Annotated in this window: 18 protein-coding genes and 1 pseudogene; 13 read left to right on the forward strand and 6 right to left on the reverse strand. The window is 59.0% G+C overall.

Going from position 1 to position 17646, the window contains the following annotated elements:
- Nucleotides 1-31 precede the first annotated feature (31 nt).
- The gene (locus B3Y70_RS13015) at nucleotides 32-439 is read left to right on the forward strand and encodes a GFA family protein (RefSeq protein ID WP_153739668.1); all 408 of its coding nucleotides are present in this window, start codon (nucleotides 32-34) and stop codon (nucleotides 437-439) included.
- Here B3Y70_RS13015 and B3Y70_RS13020 read toward each other — a convergent pair.
- The 3 genes from B3Y70_RS13020 to B3Y70_RS13030 form a co-directional block, all read right to left on the reverse strand.
- Nucleotides 363-656, reverse strand: a complete 294-nt coding sequence (locus B3Y70_RS13020; RefSeq protein ID WP_227548769.1) for a 7TM-DISM domain-containing protein — start codon at nucleotides 654-656, stop codon at nucleotides 363-365. The genes B3Y70_RS13015 and B3Y70_RS13020 overlap by 77 nt on opposite strands.
- Nucleotides 657-716: 60 nt before the next feature.
- On the reverse strand, nucleotides 717-905 hold the full coding sequence (locus tag B3Y70_RS13025; RefSeq protein WP_226538070.1) for a hypothetical protein: 189 nt from the start codon (nucleotides 903-905) through the stop codon (nucleotides 717-719).
- Nucleotides 906-1061: 156 nt separating this feature from the next.
- The gene (locus B3Y70_RS13030; RefSeq protein ID WP_153739667.1) at nucleotides 1062-1868 is read right to left on the reverse strand and encodes an enoyl-CoA hydratase-related protein; all 807 of its coding nucleotides are present in this window, start codon (nucleotides 1866-1868) and stop codon (nucleotides 1062-1064) included.
- A 196-nt stretch (nucleotides 1869-2064) separates the two neighbouring features.
- On the opposite strand from B3Y70_RS13030, the gene betI reads away from it, so the two are divergent.
- The 6 genes from betI (at nucleotide 2065) to ahpF (ending at nucleotide 9879) form a co-directional block, all read left to right on the forward strand.
- On the forward strand, nucleotides 2065-2658 hold the full coding sequence (gene betI, locus B3Y70_RS13035; protein WP_023008748.1) for a transcriptional regulator BetI: 594 nt from the start codon (nucleotides 2065-2067) through the stop codon (nucleotides 2656-2658).
- A gap of 62 nt (nucleotides 2659-2720) precedes the next feature.
- Nucleotides 2721-4190, forward strand: a complete 1470-nt coding sequence (gene betB, locus B3Y70_RS13040) for a betaine-aldehyde dehydrogenase (protein WP_286893874.1) — start codon at nucleotides 2721-2723, stop codon at nucleotides 4188-4190.
- A gap of 27 nt (nucleotides 4191-4217) precedes the next feature.
- Nucleotides 4218-5903, forward strand: coding sequence for a choline dehydrogenase (gene betA / locus B3Y70_RS13045; RefSeq protein WP_153739665.1), 1686 nt, complete (start codon nucleotides 4218-4220; stop codon nucleotides 5901-5903).
- A gap of 171 nt (nucleotides 5904-6074) precedes the next feature.
- The gene (locus B3Y70_RS13050; protein ID WP_227548768.1) at nucleotides 6075-7331 is read left to right on the forward strand and encodes a BCCT family transporter; all 1257 of its coding nucleotides are present in this window, start codon (nucleotides 6075-6077) and stop codon (nucleotides 7329-7331) included.
- 196 nt (nucleotides 7332-7527) lie between these two features.
- A complete protein-coding gene (ahpC, locus tag B3Y70_RS13055) occupies nucleotides 7528-8091 on the forward strand; it encodes an alkyl hydroperoxide reductase subunit C (protein ID WP_011787240.1) in 564 nt (187 codons plus the stop codon).
- Between the two features lie 222 nt (nucleotides 8092-8313).
- Nucleotides 8314-9879: an alkyl hydroperoxide reductase subunit F gene (ahpF, locus tag B3Y70_RS13060; protein WP_199451933.1), complete on the forward strand. Its 1566-nt coding sequence runs from the start codon at nucleotides 8314-8316 to the stop codon at nucleotides 9877-9879.
- A gap of 80 nt (nucleotides 9880-9959) precedes the next feature.
- Here ahpF and B3Y70_RS13065 read toward each other — a convergent pair whose 3' ends face one another.
- The gene (locus B3Y70_RS13065; protein ID WP_228285468.1) at nucleotides 9960-10631 is read right to left on the reverse strand and encodes a transglutaminase-like domain-containing protein; all 672 of its coding nucleotides are present in this window, start codon (nucleotides 10629-10631) and stop codon (nucleotides 9960-9962) included.
- A gap of 187 nt (nucleotides 10632-10818) precedes the next feature.
- On the opposite strand from B3Y70_RS13065, the gene B3Y70_RS13070 reads away from it, so the two are divergent.
- Nucleotides 10819-11985, forward strand: coding sequence for an ABC transporter substrate-binding protein (locus B3Y70_RS13070; protein ID WP_199451931.1), 1167 nt, complete (start codon nucleotides 10819-10821; stop codon nucleotides 11983-11985).
- Nucleotides 11986-12025: 40 nt separating this feature from the next.
- On the opposite strand, the gene B3Y70_RS13075 is transcribed toward B3Y70_RS13070, so the two are convergent.
- The gene (locus tag B3Y70_RS13075) at nucleotides 12026-13057 is read right to left on the reverse strand and encodes a histone deacetylase family protein (RefSeq protein ID WP_023008741.1); all 1032 of its coding nucleotides are present in this window, start codon (nucleotides 13055-13057) and stop codon (nucleotides 12026-12028) included.
- 114 nt (nucleotides 13058-13171) lie between these two features.
- On the opposite strand from B3Y70_RS13075, the gene B3Y70_RS13080 reads away from it, so the two are divergent.
- The 3 genes from B3Y70_RS13080 (at nucleotide 13172) to B3Y70_RS13090 (ending at nucleotide 15756) form a co-directional block, all read left to right on the forward strand.
- Entirely contained in the window at nucleotides 13172-13744 is a 573-nt protein-coding gene (locus tag B3Y70_RS13080; RefSeq protein ID WP_113879346.1) for a YgjV family protein, read from the forward strand.
- A 78-nt stretch (nucleotides 13745-13822) separates the two neighbouring features.
- Nucleotides 13823-14113: an encapsulin-associated ferritin-like protein gene (locus B3Y70_RS13085; RefSeq protein WP_011787234.1), complete on the forward strand. Its 291-nt coding sequence runs from the start codon at nucleotides 13823-13825 to the stop codon at nucleotides 14111-14113.
- Between the two features lie 116 nt (nucleotides 14114-14229).
- Complete coding sequence (locus tag B3Y70_RS13090) at nucleotides 14230-15756, forward strand: flavin-containing monooxygenase (protein WP_199451930.1); 1527 nt, start codon at nucleotides 14230-14232, stop codon at nucleotides 15754-15756.
- Nucleotide 15757: 1 nt separating this feature from the next.
- Here the strand turns inward: B3Y70_RS13090 and B3Y70_RS13095 are convergent, their stop codons facing one another.
- Complete coding sequence (locus tag B3Y70_RS13095; protein ID WP_286714212.1) at nucleotides 15758-16828, reverse strand: SDR family oxidoreductase; 1071 nt, start codon at nucleotides 16826-16828, stop codon at nucleotides 15758-15760.
- A gap of 79 nt (nucleotides 16829-16907) precedes the next feature.
- Here B3Y70_RS13095 and B3Y70_RS13100 point away from each other — a divergent pair, with 79 nt between their 5' ends.
- Both B3Y70_RS13100 and B3Y70_RS13105 read left to right on the forward strand, forming a co-directional pair.
- The gene (locus B3Y70_RS13100) at nucleotides 16908-17276 is read left to right on the forward strand and encodes a MerR family transcriptional regulator (RefSeq protein WP_199451928.1); all 369 of its coding nucleotides are present in this window, start codon (nucleotides 16908-16910) and stop codon (nucleotides 17274-17276) included.
- A 94-nt stretch (nucleotides 17277-17370) separates the two neighbouring features.
- A pseudogene (locus B3Y70_RS13105) lies at nucleotides 17371-17646 on the forward strand (hypothetical protein); the annotation flags it as partial.

Raw genomic sequence — 17646 nt, forward strand, 5'->3', positions numbered from 1 at the left:
GATACCTTGAATACTGATGGGAGGAAATGCGATGACGGATTATGTTGGCTCTTGCCTGTGTGGCGCCGTGAAGTTCGAGGTGCACGGAGACTTCGACAGCTTTTACCTGTGTCATTGCCGGTATTGCCAGAAGGACACCGGGTCTGCCCACGCGGCAAACCTGTTCTCCCAGTCGGCCCGGCTGGTCTGGCTGTCGGGTGAGGAGGCCGTGGCCTCCTTTACGCTCCCGGGCACCCGGCACCAAAAGTGTTTTTGCCGGACCTGTGGTTCGGCAGTGCCCAACACCCATATTCCGGGTTTGCTGGTAGTGCCTGCCGGGTGTCTGGACTCGGAGCTCTCCCGGGTGCCTACCGCGCATCTTTTCACGTCGAGCCGGGCAGCCTGGGATCGCGCGCTGGGCGATGTGCCGGAGTTCTCCGGTTTACCAAAGGCGACTTGATGCAGGCTATCGGGTGGAAGGACGGCGGATAATGATGACGGTTTTGCTGAAGGGCCTGTTGGTCTGGAGCGGTATTCTGGTGCTGGTCATCGCCGGTTTCCAGTGTTCGCAGAACCGTCGAGCCGTCCAGCAGGTAGAAGCGGACATCATCCAACTGGGAGTAGCCGAGTTCGGCCACCAGGTTGAGCCCGGCCGATGTGGCGTTCTCTGTGGGCACGCGCAGCCATTAGGCCGATGACGTAATGCCAAGGGTAGCTTTGCCGTCGGGCTGGTGTTGCTAGTCGCCGGCCGGCAGTGAGAGCACGTCCTGCAGAGATGCGAGGCCATCGCTGTCTTCCCAGTACTGGAACTGGCTGGCGATAGGTTGGTCTGCTCCGATGACGACGGTGGCTGAACGGGCAAAGGCGGCCTGGCTGCACAAAAGCAGCAACAACAGGAGAATGCGACACGTGTGTAGCAGGTTCACCGAAAGCCGACCTCGCTCGTCAACCCGAGACTGTTTGTTGTTTTCTTAACTCTGTCAGTCTAGCAATGCTGGCGGGCGAGAAAAGCCGTTGTTGTGGGTTTTAATGCAGCAAAATGTGTCAGGTTTCTAAGTAATTAACGTGGCTGGGCGTTTGCCTCATTGCTTTCGGGCCAGGGTATCCAGCATGCGGTTCACCACTTCCAGATGTTCCGGCTCATTGTGGCTCATGCCCTGGAAGCAGGCGCAGATATCCAGGAAATCCCGCAGTTCCGTGCGCTGGGCCATTTTCATCAGGCGCTTGGTCAGCCGGGTGGCCTTGGCGGGCTGCTGGGCGATACTGCGGGCAAGTGTCATGGCCGCGTCCATTAGCTGATCGGCAGGCACCACGTCCATCACGATACCAAGCTGTCTGGCTTCGTTGGCGTCGATCACGCGGCCGGTCAGGGTCAGCTCAAACGCTTTCTGGTAGCCGATCAGGCGTTGAAGGAACCAGGCCCCACCGTCACCGGGAATAATGCCCAGATTCAGGAAGGTTTCGCCAAACTTCGCGTTGTCTGCGGCCAGGCGAAGATCCGCCATGTTGGCCAGATCAAATCCTGCGCCGATGGCGGGGCCGTTCACCGCCGCAATCACTGGCACTTCCACGGCGTCCAGTGCCAGGGGAATACGCTGGATGCCCTTTCGGTAGCGCTCGGCGCATTCCGCCGGATCGCCTGCGAAGTCACCGCCCCGTTCGGCCATATCGCGAATATTACCCCCGGCACTGAAGGCCGAGCCTGCACCGGTGATCACCAGCACGGATACCTCCTCGCAGCTGTTCACCCACTCGGCCGTGGCAACTATATCGTCGATCAGATGGGAGCCGGTGAGCGCGTTGCGCAGGTCGTGGCGGTTCATGGTGAGCGTGGCCACTCGGTTTTCCAGAGTCAGCAGGGCATCGGTGAGTTGGGGCAGGGTACTCATAGTGGCTCCTTGTTGTTCGCGGTTGCCCCGATTGTGTCCTGACTGGCCGGCGGTTGCCAGCAACCTTTGGTGGAAGAGAGATCCGGTTTGATGAGGTGGTGTGGTGGTTTTCTGATCAAATTTGAAATCCCTGTCACGTTTCTGTAGCCTTTAATTTAATTGAACGTTCAATTAATAAAGATTGGATGGAAAGCCCATGCCGAAAGTCGGAATGAAAGACACCCGCCGCCAGCAACTGATCGACGCCACCATGGAGTCCATCGCTGAACTGGGGATGCAGAACACCACGATCGTGAGCATCAGCAAGCGGGCGGGAATGTCGTCCGGCATCATCAGCCACTATTTCGGGGGCAAGCAGGGGCTGATTGAGGCCGCCTTGCGCTACCTGCTGGACCAGTTAGGCAAGGAGCTGCGGGAGCGCATGGCGAAAACCGATCGCTCCCCGGCCCAGCGGTTGGACTGCATCATCGAGTCCAACTTTTCCGAGTTCCAGCGGTCGGCGCTGGCGGCGAAAACCTGGCTCAGCTTCTGGGCCCGCTCGATGCACGAGCCGGGGCTGAAGCGTTTGCAGCAGATCAACAACGCCCGGCTGTACAGCAACCTGCGTTATTCCTTCGCGCAGGTGCTGCCGCAGGCCGAGGCGACAGCGGCGGCCCGGCAAACGGCGGCGATGATCGACGGGTTCTGGTTGCGCAGTGCCCTGAGCCTGGACCCGGCCGAGAGCTTTGAAGCCGGCGAGCGGCTGTGCAAGCAGTTTGTCCACGAGACACTGGCCCGGGCTGGCGCCTGAGCCAATTTGAATTCCACGGCCCACAAGGCCTGAAGACACCGAACAGAGGTTACCAACGCGCTATGTCTGCATCTCTTCCTGTGGTTCAGAACTTTGTCCACGGCCTGTTTCTGGCCAACAGCACCGGCGAGACCTTCCCGGTGATGAATCCGGCCACGGGCCAGGTGATCTATGAAGTGGAAGTGGCGGATGAGTCTGTGCAACAGGCCGCCATCGAGAGCGCCCGCGCCGGTTTTGCCCAGTGGGCCGCCACACCCGCCATTGAGCGCAGCCGCATTCTGCTGAACGCGGTGGCCTTGCTCCGCGAGCGAAATGACGAGCTGGCGGCAGTGGAAGTGCGTGATACCGGTAAACCCTGGCAGGAAGCGGAAGCTGTGGATGTGGTGACCGGTGCCGATGCCATTGAGTTCTTTGCCGGCCTGGCGCCGTCCATCGAAGGTAACCAGCAGGATCTGGGGGGCGATTTCTATTACACCCGGCGGGAGCCGCTGGGCATCTGTGCGGGCATTGGTGCCTGGAACTATCCGATCCAGATCGCCTGCTGGAAGTCGGCCCCGGCCCTGGCCTGCGGCAACGCCATGATCTTCAAACCCTCCGAAGAAACGCCCATGGGCGCGGTGAAGCTGGCGGAAATCTTTATCGAAGCCGGTGTGCCGGCGGGCGTGTTCAACGTGGTGCAGGGCGCTGCTGAAGTTGGCCAGTGGCTGACCCATCACCCGGAGATTGCCAAGGTGTCGTTCACCGGTGAGGTGGGCACCGGCAAGAAGGTGATGGCCGCCGCCGCGTCGTCGCTGAAAGACGTGACCATGGAACTGGGTGGCAAGTCGCCGCTGATCATTTTTGACGACGCGGACCTGGAGAACGCCATCTCCGCCGCCATGGTGGGTAACTTCTACACCCAGGGCGAGATCTGCACCAACGGTACCCGGGTGTTTGTGCACGAGGACCTCTACCCGCGCTTTATCGAGCGCCTGCTGGAGCGCACACGCAAGAACATCAAGGCCGGTGACCCGATGAACCCGGACACCAACTTCGGCGCGCTGATCTCCAAAAAGCATCAGGAACTGGTGTTGGGTTACATCAGCAAAGGGCTGGCCGAAGGCGCCACGCTCAGCCACGGCGGACGGGCCTTTGAGCCGGAGGATTCTCAGGGCGGCTATTTCGTGGAACCGACCATTTTCACCGACTGCACCGACGACATGACCATCGTGAAGGAAGAGATTTTCGGGCCGGTGATGTCTGTGCTCACCTTCCGCGATGAAGACGAGGTGATTGCCCGGGCCAACAATACCGATACCGGACTTGCCGCGGGTGTGTTCACCAATGATATCCGCCGGGCACACCGGGTGATTCACCAGATTCAGGCCGGCATCTGCTGGATCAACAGCTACGGTGCTTCGCCGGCGGAAATGCCGGTGGGTGGCTACAAACTCTCCGGTATCGGCCGTGAGAACGGGCGCGAAACCATTGCGCACTACACCCGGATCAAGTCGGTGTATGTGGGCATGGAAGACATCGACGCCCCGTTTTAACCCCGCAGGCCACAGAGGAGAACGCGTATGAAAGAAAACCAATACGACTACATCATTGTGGGTGCGGGCTCAGCCGGTTGCGTGCTGGCTAACCGTCTGACCGAGGACAGTGAAAACCGGGTGCTGCTGCTGGAAACCGGTGGCAGTGACAAGAGCATCTTCATCCAGATGCCCACCGCGCTATCCATTCCCATGAACACCAAAAAGTACGCCTGGCAGTTCGAGACCGAGCCGGAGCTGTACCTGGACAATCGCCGTATGCATTGCCCCCGGGGCAAGGTGCTGGGTGGTTCGTCATCCATCAATGGCATGGTGTATGTCCGTGGCCATGCCCGGGATTTCGACGAGTGGCAGTCTGAAGGTGCCGACGGCTGGAGCTACCGCAACGTGCTGCCCTATTTCAAGAAGGCAGAAACCTGGGCCTTCGGCGGCGATGCCTACCGGGGGGGGGCCGGCCCCCTGGGTGTGAACAACGGCAACAACATGCGAAACCCGCTGTATACGGCGTTCATCCGGGCCGGCGTCGATGCCGGTTATCTGGAGACCGATGATTACAACGGTGCCCGCCAGGAAGGTTTTGGCGCCATGCACATGACCGTGAAGAACGGTCGCCGCTGGTCCACCGCCAACGCCTACCTGCGCCCGGCCATGGCGCGGCCGAATCTGACGGTGGTCACCCATGCCCTGGTGCATAAGGTACTTCTGGAAGGGACAACCGCCACCGGCGTGCGTTATGAGCAGGGTGGTCAGGTGCAGGAGGCCAAAGCCGCCAAGGAAGTGATTCTGTCGGCCGGTTCTATTGGCTCGCCACATTTGTTGCAGCTGTCAGGTATTGGCAAGCGCGAAGTGCTGGAGCAGGCTGGTATTGAGGTGAAGCATGAGCTGCCGGGCGTGGGTGAGAACCTTCAGGATCACCTGGAGTTCTACTTCCAGTTCCGCTGCCAGAAGCCGGTCTCCCTGAATGGCAAACTGGACTGGTGGAACAAGCTCAAGATCGGGGTGCGCTGGATTCTGCGCAAGGATGGCCTGGGGGCCACCAACCATTTTGAGTCCTGTGGTTTTATCCGCTCCAAGGCCGGCGTTGAATGGCCGGACCTGCAATACCATTTCCTGCCGGCGGCCATGCGCTACGACGGCCGCGAAGCCTTTGATGGCGACGGTTTCCAGCTCCACATCGGTCACAACAAGCCGAAGAGCCGGGGTTTTGTGCATGTGCTGTCTGCCGACCCCAAACAGGCCCCGCGCATTCGTTTCAACTACCTGGAACACGAGGCCGACCGCGAAGGCTTCCGCGACTGTGTGCGCCTGACCCGGGAGATCATCAGCCAGCCGGCCATGGACGAGTACCGTGGTGCGGAAATCCAGCCCGGTGTGGATGTGCAGAGCGATGAGCAGATCGATGCCTTCGTGCGCCAGGCGGTGGAGAGCGCTTATCACCCGTCCTGTTCCTGCAAGATGGGCACTGATGCGCTGGCGGTGGTAGACCCGGAAACCCGCGTGCGCGGTATCCAGAATCTGCGGGTGGTGGATTCGTCCATCTTCCCGACCATACCCAATGGCAACCTGAACGCGCCCACCATCATGGTGGCCGAGCGGGCAGCCGACCTTATCCGGGGCAGGGAGCCCCTGCAACCTTCGGACGCGCCGGTCTTCATGGATGACCAATGGCAGGCGCGCCAACGTCCGGGACAAGCGAAACGGTCGCTGGCCTAGCGACCGCAGTCCCGGCCCGGGTACGCAAGGTGCCCGGGTAGCAAGCCCTCAGGATTTCCCTATCAGCGCGACGGCATCCCGCCGTTTTCGGGCGACTGATAGGCAAGTCCTGGGTTTGTGTCCGATTCGAAAGAAGCAGCGCTTACAAAGTAGAGGAGGAACACCCATGCTGTGCACTACAATGACAAGGAACAACCGGAGGGAGATCGCATGACACTCTGGTTATCCACAGGCCTGATCTTTACCTTCGCCGCCATCGCCCTGATTCTGTATCGGTGGTGGGACATGCAGTGCATCGGCGTTACGCCGGTTCGCACGCTGACCTTCATTGCCATCCTGTTCACCTCCGGTCTGGATGTGGGGCTGATCATGTTCCCTCTCACCGAGTTCGGTGGTTACGGCAATGTCTCTGAAAACCCGGAATACGCCTTTGCCAACCCGCTGGCCATTGAGTTCGGGTTCTGGGCCTTCCTGATCTGGGGCTTCTATTTCCTGACCTGCTTTTACTTTGCCATCATTGAGCCGCGGGTGAAGTTCTTCGAGATTCCGATGGTGAAGCTGGTCAACAACGTGGTGATTATCGGCACCTGCGCGTTCACCGCTTACCTGCTGTTGGTGAATCTGCCCTGGTATCTGCCGCAACTGGGCGATGGTGAATCGGTGGTGCCGGCGTTCTACCTCATCGTGTTCCTGTCCATTGCGCTGGCGGTGTATTCCAGCTCCAAGGTCAAATACATCCGCATTCTGAGTGTTGGTTCCAGTGTGCTTTTCATTACCCTGATTGCGGGTATGTGGTTCCGGGCATTTGTTCTGGGTAAAGGCTCGCCGGCAGATTTCTTTGGCACCGCCGGCATGCTCGGTGAGTACTTTGCCAACATCCATCACTTTGTCCTGCCCATCAACGACTACCACGAGTTTTATCTGTTCTGGTGGTTTGCCTGGAGCATCATGATTGGTCAGTTCACCGCGCGTTTCGTGAGTGGTATCAAAACCTGGCAGCTGCTGATTGCCATGCTGGTCGTGCCGTCCGTTGCCATTGGCGTGTGGTTCAGCGTGCTCTATTACTATCACGCGGAGGGGCTGAAGATTGCCGCCTTCACCAACATCGCCATGATCTCGGTGGGCGTGTTGATGGTCATCAACTCCCTGGATTCCCTGATCCGGCTCTACACCGATAACCTGAACCTGACGGCGCAACGCCTGGGGCGGGTGAATTATGTGCTCTTCAACCTGGTGGCCATGGTCGGGCTGACCATGTTGTTCAAGCTGGATTTCCTGCGGATTCAGTGGGTGGGTGCGCTGGTCATTGCACTCTACTTTGGTTGCTTTGGTTATATACTGCTCAGGAAACGTTCAGAGGTGGCTGCCATCCAAACGTCACCAAAAGAAAATATTCTGGACTTCCGCAAGATTGAACTTGCAGGTTAAGGCCCCATATCAATGGCAGGTGGCTGAAGGCCCGGAAGGCTTTTGGCCGCCATGTTTAGCCGAAGTTGATGGCTGTATATAGGCTATGCCTATGCTGAGATTGGAAATAATCAATTTTCACTCAGATGGTCAAACCCGTATCTTGTGCATCGTTTCCAAACCATCAGTTAAATGAACCGACAGGAGTTATTCTGAGATGGGTATCGTTAACAGCGAAATCAAACCGTTCAACGCCACCGCATTCAAGCAGGGCGAGTTCGTAGAAATTTCTGAAGCCGACGTTAAAGGCAAGTGGGCCATCTTCTTCTTCTACCCGGCCGACTTCACCTTCGTGTGCCCGACCGAGCTGGGCGATGTGGCTGACAAGTACGAAGAGCTGCAGAAGCTGGGCGTAGAAGTGTTCTCTGTATCTACTGATACTCACTTCACCCACAAAGCATGGCACGACACTTCCGAGACCATCGGCAAGATCAACTACTACATGGTTGGCGACCAGACTGGCACCATCACCAACAACTTCGGTGTTATGCGTGAAGGCCAGGGCCTGGCAGACCGCGCCACTTTCCTGATCGATCCGGACGGTATCATCCAGGCTGTTGAAATCACTGCCGAAGGCATCGGCCGTGACGCAGACGACCTGCTGCGCAAGGTTAAAGCCGCCCAGTACGTTCGCAACCATCCTGGCGAAGTTTGCCCGGCCAAGTGGAAAGAAGGCGAAGAAACTCTGGCTCCGTCTCTGGACCTGGTTGGCAAGATCTAAGTTTCCCCGATTCGGTGAAACTTACAGAAAGGCCCGCACTGCGGGCCTTTTTTGTATCTATCAATCGTTACGACTGAATTTTATAGGTATGGCCTATCAGAAGGTTTGGGTCAATCAATTTGAGCAACGAACCGTCTGGCCGTATCTTAATCATAACTTCAGATAACGATTCATTATTGAATTCAGAAACTTAGTTTCACGACATAAAGGGGAATACCAAACATGTTGGATGCCAATATCAAAGGACAGTTGAAGGCCTATATGGAAAAGCTGCAGCAGCCGATTGAGCTGGTGGCAGCCTATGACGACAGCAAGAAGTCCGAGGAGCTCAAGCAGCTGCTGGAAGAAATCGAGCCGATGTCCGAGAAGATCAGCCTGCGGACCGAGGAATCGACTGAGGTGCGTCGTCCGTCCTTCGCCATCAATCGTGTAGGCACCGACATTGGCGTTCGCTTTGCCGGTATTCCCATGGGCCACGAATTCACTTCGCTGGTGCTGGCCCTGCTGCAGGTGGGTGGCCATCCATCCAAGGCGTCTCAGGAAGTGATCCAGCAGGTTCAGGAGCTGGAAGGTGAGTTCGAGTTTGAAACCTACTTCTCGCTGTCCTGCCAGAACTGCCCGGACGTGGTTCAGGCCCTGAACCTGATGAGCGTGCTGAACCCGAACATCAAGCACACCTCCATTGACGGTGCCCTGTTCCAGGACGAAGTTGAGCAGCGTGAAGTGATGGCGGTACCCAGTGTTTACCTGAATGGCCAGCCCTGGGGCCAGGGCCGGATGACGCTGGAAGAGATTGCGGCCAGGCTGGACACCAACTCGGCTGAAAAAGAAGCTCGTAAGATCAACCAGAAAGATGCGTTTGACGTTCTGGTGATCGGTGGTGGCCCGGCAGGCTCTGCTGCGGCTATCTATGCCGCACGAAAGGGCATTGCGACCGGTATCGCGGCTGAGCGTTTTGGTGGCCAGGTGGCCGACACCATGGGCATCGAAAACCTGATTTCTGTGCCTTACACCGAAGGCCCGAAACTGGTGGCGGCCATGGAGCAGCACGTCAACGAATACGAAGTCGACATCATGAACATGCAGCGTGCCGAGAAGCTGATTCCGGCCGAGCAGACCGGAGGCCTGCACGAGGTACGCCTGGCCAACGGCGGCTCTCTGAAAGCTCGCACGGTGATTCTGTCCACCGGCGCCCGCTGGCGTCAGATGGGTGTGCCGGGTGAGGAAGAGTACCGCAACAAGGGCGTGGCCTACTGCCCGCATTGCGACGGCCCGCTGTTCAAAGGCAAGCGCGTAGCGGTGATTGGCGGTGGTAACTCCGGCGTGGAAGCGGCCATCGACCTGGCAGGTATTGTCGGCCACGTGACGCTGATCGAGTTTGGCGAGCAGATGCGTGCCGATGAAGTGCTGCAGAAGAAACTGCGTAGCCTGAACAACGTGAAGATCATTACGTCTGGCCAGACCACGGAAGTGGTGGGTACCGATGGCAAGGTCAGCGGCCTGAACTACACCGACCGTACCACCGGTGAGTCGCATCACGTTGAACTGGAAGGCGTGTTTGTTCAGATCGGCCTGGTGCCGAACACCGAGTGGCTGAAAGGCGACATCGAACTGAGCCAGCACGGCGAGATCATCGTAAATGATCGTAACGAGACCTCGATCCCGGGTGTGTTCGCGGCAGGCGATGCCACCACCGTGCCCTACAAGCAGATCGTGATCTCTATGGGTGAAGGTTCCAAGGCTGCCCTGAGCGCCTTCGATTTCCTGATCCGTAATTCTGCTGAGTAAGTTGTTCACACAAGCCTGAATTCAGGCTGACCCCTGAAACCGGCGCCCACGGGAAGTGGGCTGCCGGTTTTTTTATGGCTTCAGGAACGGTCCGAGATGTCCTGTTCCAGGCTGCCCGTCATGGTTTGGGGCTGGCCATCCGCTTCAAACAGGTGGCCATAGGCCCGGCGAACGCCGTCAACGATGAAATCGAAGGGCACATCGTCGAACACGCCGTGATCATTGATGTATTCCATATGCGCCTGGCCGTCTTCCGTGAATTCCTGGAAGACCGAGTCGTTCACCCCATCAAATGGCAGGGGCTCTACCTTCATCAGCTCGCATAACTGTCGGTTGAAGGCCGGTGTGGCTTTCACCCAGCGACCATTGAGATACAGCTCGATAAAGCCGTGCATGCGGAAAATGTCGGAACGCAGCCACTCAATCAGCTTCGGGCTGGACAGATGGTTACGTACATCCGCCAGGCCCAGCCGGCTGGGAATGCCGATGGAGCGGGCTGCGGCACCCAGCAGCACGGCTTTGGGAATGCAGTAGGTTTCGCCCGATTCCAGCGCGTAACTGGCCGAGAGCGTGCGTGGCTCGGTTCTGAACACGTAGGGGTTGTACTGGATGCTGTCGCGCACCGCCAGATACAGCGCCTTGATCTGTGCCACCGGGTCGTCCGCTACGCCGGCCAGGTGCTGCTGAACCCAGGCCTCGACGGCGGGATGGTCGTAGTCGAAGAAGGGGGTGGCTCTCAGGTAGTTTTCCATTCCGGGCATCCAGAGTTTGCGCATGGTTGGCTGATGATCTCCCGATTAGCAAGCTACAGGCAATGACATTTTCCACCAATCCGGGTGACCAGAGGCACCGGGTTCGATCGGCTGGGGAGAGGTCGATGCGGATACCGTATTGTTCGTTATACTGACCGGCAAGATTTGCCGACGGCTAAGGAGCTGCATGGTTTTACGTGTTGTACTGATGATCAGCCTGTTTCTGGGCACCGTTAGTCGGGTGGCGGATGCGGATACGCTCCCAAACCCGAGTGCGTCGGACACGCTCCCGAATGTGGTGTTCCTGTCACCGGATACATCCCGTTTCTGGCACATGGTTGCAGGTTTCATGGAGCAGGTGGCTGCGGACCTGGAGGTTGAGTTTGACGTCCTGTTCGATGAGGGGCGGCATCGGCTCAGTTATCTGAAGCTGGTCCAGCAAGTTCTCAGTCGGGAGGAGAAACCCGATTACCTGATCATCATGTGGAAGGAGCAGGTAACCGCGCAGATCCTGGATTATGCGCGCCGGCAAAGCGTTAAGGTGTTCTCGTTTAACACTGCGGTGCCAGAGGCCGCGCGAGAGAAGGTGGGTTCTGCGCCCAGAGAAAAAATGGAGAACTGGATTGGCCATCTGGGGGTCGATAATGTCTCCGGTGGTCAACTACTGGCCAGGATGCTCGACCAGCGAGCACGGGTGCTCAACCTGGTCAGGTCTGATGAGCCGGTACCTGTTGTTGCACTGACTGGCACCCTGGATTCCTCTGCAGCTCGTGATCGCAGTCTCGGGCTGCTTGAGGCGACGGATGGGGCAGGCTCGGAACTGTTGCAGTCTGTTCGTGCCGACTGGAGCGAGCTGGAGGCGAGAGACAAAACATCGGTGCTGTTGCGGCGGTATCCGAATACGGCTGCAATCTGGAGCGCCAGCGACGGCATGGCGCTTGGCGCCATGGATGCTGCCAGGCGCGCGGGCTTACGTCCCGGCAATGACTTGGTAGTGGGTGGCATTGACTGGGAGCCGGAAGCGCTTGCGGCGATTCGCGCGGGCGATCTGTATGTCAGTCTTGGCCGGCATTTCATGGGTGGAGGGCTGGCGTTATTGCTGGTGCACGACTATCACCGGGGATACGATTTTGCAGATAGCGGACAATCGGCCTCGATGCACTACCAGTTTAAGGCTGCGACTGCCGACAACGTGGACGACATCGCCCACATGCTTGCGCCGGAAAACTGGAAAGCTGTCGATTTCCGGGCTTTCAGTCGGGTGTTCAATTCGCAGCTCCGCGAGGTGCCTGTGAGTGCCGAGCGATTAATGGACGGCTTTTCGGCGGCGTTGATGAAACAGGGTGGCAGATAGCGCGCCGGAGGAAGGGGCTCCCTCCGGTCGCCAGTATTACTCAGGATTTTCCCTCAAAGCCCTGCATGACATTGACCGCATTTACGCCAATGGCGTCCACATCGTAGCCGCCTTCCATGGTAAACACGGTGGGCAAACCCAGCTGCGCCAGGCGCTGCCCCAGGCTGAGGTAGTCTTCCGAGGCCAGCTTGAAGAACGAGATGGGGTCGTGCTCGAAGGTGTCCACGCCCAGCGCCACCACCAGGGCATCGGGCTTGAACACTTCAATGCGCTCGCAAGCGGTTTCCAGGCCCTGGCTCCAGGTGCTGTAGGGCGTTCCCGGCGGATAGACGATGTTCAGGTTGTAGCCTTCGCCGGTGCCTTCCCCCAGCTCGTCTTCAAACCCTAGGAAGTGCGGGAACACCAGATCCGGGTCGCCGTGCAGGCTGATAGTGAGGACATCGGCCCGGTCATAGAAAATGGCCTGGGTGCCATTGCCGTGATGGAAATCCACATCCAGGATAGCAACCTTGCCGTAGCCCTGGTCCCGGAACGCCTGCGCCACGATAGCTGCGTTGTTGAAGAAGCAGTAGCCGCCGAACAGGTCGGCGTGGGCGTGGTGCCCGGGTGGTCGGCACAGGGCAAAGGCAGCGCGCTCACCATCGGCCACCAGTTTCTGGGCGGTCAGGGCCACGTTGGCGGAAGCGCGGGCGGCTTCCCAGGTGCCCTCCGAGATCGAGGTTTCGGCGGCAAAGCTGTAATAGCCCAGGCGGCCATCAATGTCCTTGGGAATCCGGTGGCGCATGCCCCGGCCTGCCCACACCGCGGGAATGGCTTCGCCGGGCTTGCCCGCAGCCAGCCAGTCCTGCCAGCAGGTCTCCAGAAACGCCACGTAATCCGGTGTGTGCACGCGCTGGATCGGCGCCAGCCCGAATTCTTCCGGCTCCAGAATCTCGCCCAGGGCCTGGTCTTTCACCCTGGCCAGGATGGTCTCGGCTCTTGAGGGTTTTTCATGGGGTTCGATCAGCAGGCCGCCATCCAGTTCGGTGCGTACATGGCGCCGGCTGTGCAACGGGGAGAAGACGGTTTTCATAGGGCGCGGGTCCTTGATATCAACGTGGAAGCACTCTGGCACAGGTTTGTGCATGGCTCAAACCCGGTAAGTGTGGCAGGCTGGGGTGCAGCATCGGGAGAGGGGATTACCGCTATGACAGAACTGGTTGCCGGGCTTACGCTCAGCCAGGGGCTGGGGCAGCTGTGTGGGTTGGTGGCCCTGGGGTTCTGTATTGCCGGTTTTGCCAACAAGAACGACGACCGCCTCCTGGTACTGCTGATTTCGGCCAATGTGGCCTTCGCCCTGATGTTCGCGTTCTTTCAGAGCTGGACGGCGGCGGCCCTGACGGTACTGGTGATCCTGCGCATCGCCCTGGCGCGCCGGTACCAGGGCAACGGGTTGATCATGGCGGTCATGCTGGTGGTCAATCTGCTGGTGGCCTGGGCAACCTGGACGTCTGCTACCGATGTGTTTCCCCTCACCGCCGCCGTTCTCGGCACCGTGGGCATGTTCATGCTCCGGGGTATTCCCCTTCGTATTGTTCTGGGGCTGGCGGCGCTGGCCTGGATGCTCAATAACCTGGTGATCGGATCCGTCGGCGGTACTCTGGCTGAGGGCATGGTGCTGGTTACCAACATCATTACCATCATCCGGCTGTACCGGTTGCAGAAACAATATCCCGGGCTTGATCTGCAGGCGCCACGGTCGGGAGAAGAGCGCGGGTAAGTTTGTCGTCGTCGCTGGCTTTGGCTATGGTCTAAGGGTGCCAACGGGCACCTAGTAACCGCCAATCAGGAGTGATGCATGGCAAACGACAGTTATCATGAGCCGGTGGGTGAACTGACAGACGACACCCGTGATATGCACCGGGCCGTCAGTTCGCTGATGGAAGAGTTTGAAGCCGTTGACTGGTACAACCAGCGGGTGGATGCCTGCAAGGATCCGGAACTCAAAGCGATTCTTGAACATAATCGCGACGAGGAGAAAGAACACGCGGCCATGGTGCTTGAGTGGATTCGGCGGAAGGATCCGACCATGGACAAGTACCTTCGGGAATTCCTGTTCAAAGAGGGGCCAATCGGTCACCACGACTGACTCAAACAGCCATATCCTGAGCGCAGATTGGCCAATTCCCGGAGCTGTCGGCCTGCGCTATCGTGATTCTCTACACGTGATTACAAGAAACGGATCGGATTCCGAGAGGGCAGGATATGGCTAAACAGCATTATGATGTATTGATCATTGGCGCCGGAGTATCCGGCATCGGCATGGCCTGCCACCTGAAACGGGAATGCCCTGGCAAGCGTTTCGCCATTCTGGAGCGCCGCCAGTCCCTCGGCGGCACCTGGGACCTGTTCCGTTACCCGGGTATTCGCTCGGATTCCGATATGTTCACCTTTGGTTATAACTTCCGGCCCTGGACCGGGGGCAAGGTGCTGGCGGACGGCGCTTCGATCAAGAACTACGTGGCGGAAACCGCGAAAGAGAACGATGTCGAGCGCCACATTCGTTATGGCGTGGCCGTGAAAACTGCGGACTGGTCCAGTGCCGACAAATGCTGGACCCTGACGGCCGAGAACGAGCAGACCGGTGATCGGGAAACCTTCACCGCCAGCTTTTTGGTGGGCTGTACCGGCTACTACAATTATGATCAGGGCTACAAACCGGATTTTCCGGGCGAGGCCGACTTCAAGGGGCAGATTGTCCAGCCCCAGCACTGGCCGGAAAACCTGTATTACACGGGCAAGAAGGTGGTGGTGATCGGCAGCGGTGCCACGGCCATTACTCTGGTGCCCACCATGGCGGAGAAGGCCGCACACGTTACCATGTTGCAGCGTTCGCCCACTTATCTCATGCCGCTGCCATCTACCGATAAAGTCACCCTGGCCTTGCAGAAAGTCCTGCCGGAAAAGGCCGCCTACCGGCTGACCCGTGCCCGTAATATCTCCATCTCCCGTTTGCTGTATGAGCGCTCGCGCAAGAGCCCGAAGGCCATGCGCCGGTTGTTCCTGGGAATCATCAAGCGCCAACTCAAGGGCAAGGCCGACATGCGCCACTTCAGCCCGGACTACAACCCCTGGGACCAGCGTCTGTGTGTAGTGAAAGATGGCGACCTGTTTGAGGCCATTAAAGCCGGCACCGCCTCCATCAAGACCGATCATATCGAACGCTTCACCAAAACCGGCATTCGCCTGAAGTCCGGTGAGGAGATGGAAGCCGACATCATCATTCCGGCTACCGGCCTGGACATCCAGATGCTGGGCGGCATCACGCCCCGGGTGGATGGCCAGGAGGTGGCGCTCAAGGACAAGGTGATCTACAAGAATGTGATGGTGGAAGGCGTACCCAACGCGGGCATGATCTTTGGCTACACCAACATTTCCTGGACCCTGAAAGCCGATATTGCCAGTGAGTACCTGTGCCGGCTGATCAACCACATGGATCGTAACGGCCATCAGGTGGCCGTGGCACGAGATACCGAGAACAGTAAAGGAGACGATACCATTCTCGGTTCCCTCGACGCGGGTTACATCAAGCGGGCAGAAGACCGGTTGCCGCGTCAGGGCACCCACGGCCCGTGGAAAGCCTCCCAGAACTATCTGCAGGATGTGAAGATCCTGCGCTTCGATCCCATCGAAGACGGCTATCTTGAGTTTGATGGCCAACCCAGTCGCGCGAGCGAAGGCCGTTCATCCGGTTTCCTTCGCCCGCTGCGTTCGGCTCTGTTCGGGGCCTGAGTCAGGCCCCGATTGTTACCGCTCCTCCGCCGACACCGAGACGTTGGCAGTAGTGTCGGCAGCTTGCCTCCAGGTACTGAGCGAACGGCGGTAAATGCACGTTCTGCTGCGCCAGAAACTGCTCTGTACGGGATGTGTCGAAACGGCAGGTCTGAATAAACGCCAGGGACTCCGGGGCCACCTTCAGCAGCCCGGGCAAGCCAGGTATGGCCAGCAGAGCTTTCATCACGCCGATAGGAAGATGCCTGCGGGGACCAGGCTTGCCCAGGAGTTGCGCAGCGGCCTGTAACAGTCCCGCCAGGTTGGGCGTGTTCTGGTCCAGCGCCAACAGCGTATCGGGCACCCGATTGGCCGTGCAGGCCGCTGCAATTAGTTGCGCCAGGCTATCCACCGGAATCAATGGCAACCAGTGCTCTGGCGACCCCGGAATCATGGCCAGTCGCCCGTGGTAAAGGTTGTCGAGCAAGCTGTACAGCGGTTGGGCCGGGTCCAGGTCCCCCGTTGAACGGTGGCCCGCCACCGTCGCCGGCTGTACTTCGACCGCATCCAGCCCGTGCTTTGCCACGAATTCCCGCAAGCGGAATGCGGATTCCAGTTTGCTGGCCTCATAGCCACCGGCTTGCCGGTACACCTGGCTCCAGTCGGTCTGCTCCGGGTGACTCAATTGAATGCCCTGGCGTGACAGGTGTGCCTCGTTGGCGAGCATGAACCCTGTGATAAACACCAGCCGGCAGTCCAGGTGGCGGGCCAGTTCCGCCACCCGAAGACTGCCGGTAACGTTGGTGTGACGGGCCTCATGCTCGGACAGGTTCCAGGCGAACCGGGCGGCCAGATGCACGATGCATTCGATGCGGTCCGGTAAGGTGACCAGGCCCAGGTCCGGCTTTTCCAGATCGCCTTCCAGGGCGGAAAACCGCTCCATGGCGACGCCCTGCTGTTCGAGAAAGCCGGTGAGCTGTGTCAGGCTGGACTTGGAGCGGGTCAGTGCCTGCACGTCATGCCCCTGCTGCAACAGGGTGAGGCAAAGATATTTACCAATAAAACCGGTGGCGCCGGTGATCAGGATGGTCATGGTGCGTTCCTTGTTCATTGAGTCGAACGCAGCCTAAAGTATGGAGTATGCTCGAAGGTCAACAGGGAGGGTGCTTGGCATGAGGATATCGGAACTGGAAAGGCGCACCGGGGTGACCCGGGATACCCTGCGCTACTACGAAAAACAGGGGCTGATCCGGGAGGTGGGCCGCAGCGGAAACAACTATCGGGACTACCCGGAGCAGGCCGTCGCGCGTGTGGCGATGGTGCGGCAACTCAAGAGCCTGGGTTTTTCGCTGAACGAAATCCGTGAGTTGCTGGATGCGGTTCGCTCGGACCGGATTGATTGCCTGCAGGGTGCGGCGGTGATGGCCCGCAAGAGGGCTCTGGTGGATGCCCGGATTCGCGAACTGAAGGCCGTCAGCGCGTTATTGAAACAGGAGCAGGCCCGCCTGGAGGCCAGTGCCAGGGAGCATGGGCTGGTTTGATGGCCATCCTCATAATTGCTGATGGCGCGGTAAAAGTAGCTTCCTTAACATAGGTGGTCTATTCGGGTTCCTTTGATCTGTCCGGGAAACGGTCTTGCTGCCACTTCGCTCTGCGTTAGCCTACGTTGCCTTACTCTCTGCCATTCTGGCGAGCCTGCCGGGTATGACCTATCTGGGTGCTGCCGCCGCGGGTGCGACCGTCTTGCTGGGCTGGCAGGACATGCGCAATGTGCCCCGGGTGGTGTTTGTGGTGGCCCTGGCCATGTTCGTTTTCGCCCTGGGCTATGACCCGGAGCTGATTGAGACCGCCTCCGGCAACATGACCCGGCTGGCCGGCCTGATGCTGGCGGTGATGCTGCTGTCGAATGTG

The organism is Marinobacter sp. UBA5687 (genome assembly GCF_002420325.1).
GTDB classification, from domain to species: domain Bacteria; phylum Pseudomonadota; class Gammaproteobacteria; order Pseudomonadales; family Oleiphilaceae; genus Marinobacter; species Marinobacter nauticus.

Coding starts and splice junctions, on each gene's coding strand:
- B3Y70_RS13015 (WP_153739668.1), top strand. CDS start 32: ATGACGGATTATGTTGGCTCTTGCCTGTGTGGCGCCGTGAAGTTCGAG.
- B3Y70_RS13030 (WP_153739667.1), bottom strand. CDS start 1,868: ATGAGTACCCTGCCCCAACTCACCGATGCCCTGCTGACTCTGGAAAAC.
- betI (WP_023008748.1), top strand. CDS start 2,065: ATGCCGAAAGTCGGAATGAAAGACACCCGCCGCCAGCAACTGATCGAC.
- betB (WP_286893874.1), top strand. CDS start 2,721: ATGTCTGCATCTCTTCCTGTGGTTCAGAACTTTGTCCACGGCCTGTTT.
- betA (WP_153739665.1), top strand. CDS start 4,218: ATGAAAGAAAACCAATACGACTACATCATTGTGGGTGCGGGCTCAGCC.
- ahpC (WP_011787240.1), top strand. CDS start 7,528: ATGGGTATCGTTAACAGCGAAATCAAACCGTTCAACGCCACCGCATTC.
- ahpF (WP_199451933.1), top strand. CDS start 8,314: ATGTTGGATGCCAATATCAAAGGACAGTTGAAGGCCTATATGGAAAAG.
- B3Y70_RS13065 (WP_228285468.1), bottom strand. CDS start 10,631: ATGGAAAACTACCTGAGAGCCACCCCCTTCTTCGACTACGACCATCCC.
- B3Y70_RS13070 (WP_199451931.1), top strand. CDS start 10,819: ATGGTTTTACGTGTTGTACTGATGATCAGCCTGTTTCTGGGCACCGTT.
- B3Y70_RS13075 (WP_023008741.1), bottom strand. CDS start 13,057: ATGAAAACCGTCTTCTCCCCGTTGCACAGCCGGCGCCATGTACGCACC.
- B3Y70_RS13080 (WP_113879346.1), top strand. CDS start 13,172: ATGACAGAACTGGTTGCCGGGCTTACGCTCAGCCAGGGGCTGGGGCAG.
- B3Y70_RS13085 (WP_011787234.1), top strand. CDS start 13,823: ATGGCAAACGACAGTTATCATGAGCCGGTGGGTGAACTGACAGACGAC.
- B3Y70_RS13090 (WP_199451930.1), top strand. CDS start 14,230: ATGGCTAAACAGCATTATGATGTATTGATCATTGGCGCCGGAGTATCC.
- B3Y70_RS13095 (WP_286714212.1), bottom strand. CDS start 16,828: ATGACCATCCTGATCACCGGCGCCACCGGTTTTATTGGTAAATATCTT.
- B3Y70_RS13100 (WP_199451928.1), top strand. CDS start 16,908: ATGAGGATATCGGAACTGGAAAGGCGCACCGGGGTGACCCGGGATACC.